This window comes from Clostridium sp. NSJ-49 (genome assembly GCF_014287725.1).
Classification (GTDB): Bacteria; Bacillota; Clostridia; order Clostridiales; family Clostridiaceae; genus Clostridium; species Clostridium disporicum_B.
Genome location: NZ_JACOOP010000107.1, coordinates 1 through 1,358, shown reverse-complemented (window position 1 = coordinate 1,358; position 1,358 = coordinate 1). Strand labels below are relative to the sequence as shown.

The 1,358-nt window shown below is 27.8% G+C and carries 2 protein-coding genes; one reads left to right on the top strand and one right to left on the bottom strand.

Translation table 11 applies throughout. The features are described 5' to 3' along the window. Positions 1 to 215 precede the first annotated feature (215 nt). Complete coding sequence (locus H8S10_RS17830; RefSeq protein ID WP_186839744.1) at positions 216 to 1,133, bottom strand: DUF5655 domain-containing protein; 918 nt, start codon at positions 1,131 to 1,133, stop codon at positions 216 to 218. Between the two features lie 123 nt (positions 1,134 to 1,256). Between H8S10_RS17830 and H8S10_RS17825 the strand changes: the two genes are divergently transcribed. Next, a partial coding sequence (locus H8S10_RS17825; protein WP_347707662.1) for an IS1 family transposase occupies positions 1,257 to 1,358 on the top strand: 102 nt, incomplete at its 3' end.

The following is a 1,358-nucleotide window of genomic DNA, read 5'->3' as shown; positions in this document are numbered from 1 at the left end:
AGAAATGGCATATTATTGCATGAAAAGAAAATAGCGTAAAGGTATATTTTTACAGAGAATAGGAGGTTTATAACCTCCTATTTGTCGTGTCAAAAAACTTGTTCATTTAGAAATAATTTCATATAAATATATGAATAAAAAATAAAAAGACCGTCTACTGAAATGATTTTAAAAATCATTTCAGAGACAGCCCCTTCTTTATTCTTGTTAATTTCTTACTTTTTAAATTTATAAACCTGTTTAATTAAGCTAAATATATATTCAATATCTTCATCATTACTTATTGAAGTCTCATAATCCCCGTTACCCAAATGACCAATATTAGATACATCTCTAAAAATCATCTTTGGATCATCTATATTCCCCCACTTACAGTTTAACCAAATCTTTAATGATTTCTTTCTTGGCAATATATCTATGATATTTTTATTATTTAATGTAAATCCAATATATACTTTAGTATATCTAACTCTAATTCCACTATCTAAGGCTAATATGTACTCTTTTATCTGATTATATAATTCTGCTAATTCTTCTGTAGTGTTGTTTAAATGATCTTCTTCTGTAACTACACTAACCTCTTTATTAACAGCTTTAACTATCTCACTTGTAGTAGCTATCGCTTTTATTGATTCTGTATTCTTAGATGCTTTTATTGGATTAAAACTTACTGTATTATTGCTAAATCTTTTAACTTCCCATAGCTCAAAAGGTAAATCTCTAAAGTTTATAGACTCCTTTTGATAATTATTGAACTCTGGTGATACAAATATTACTCTTGATTGAGACCAATCTACATCATCTCTTTTAAGAATTTCCTCACAATTTTCATTGTACTCTAAAATAAAGTCAGCTTTATTATTAACCAATAATGAAAGATATGCATACCCCTGATCAATAACACTAAAGTTCCTTGTATTCTTATATTCAATTATTACAAAAGAGCTTGTACTCTTATCAAAAGCTAATGTATCTATTCTAAAATTATTTATCGCTAACTCTCTTTTAACATATTGTAGTCCAAATAAACTTTCTAAGTTTTCTTCACATAACTTATGTAACTCTATTTCCTTTGAAAAAGGTTGTTCTTTAACCTCTTCTAACTTATTTTTCTCAACACTATACAAAAACATATTTACCTCCATATACAATTATTCGATCTGTTAAGTTATATGAACATTGCTCTTCTCAGCCCAAGGAAATACAATAGGTTTGCGATACTAAATAATACCCCCTTCAAAAAGGAGAGAAGAACAATGAGCAAAACTAATATAAAATGCCCACGCTGTAATTCTGATAAACTATACAAGTTTGGTATGAATAAGCAGGCTAAACAAAAGTATCAATGTAAGCAGTGT

Bases quoted from the DNA above. Each gene is read 5' to 3' on its own strand.
- H8S10_RS17830 (WP_186839744.1), bottom strand. From the start codon at position 1,133: ATGTTTTTGTATAGTGTTGAGAAAAATAAGTTAGAAGAGGTTAAAGAA.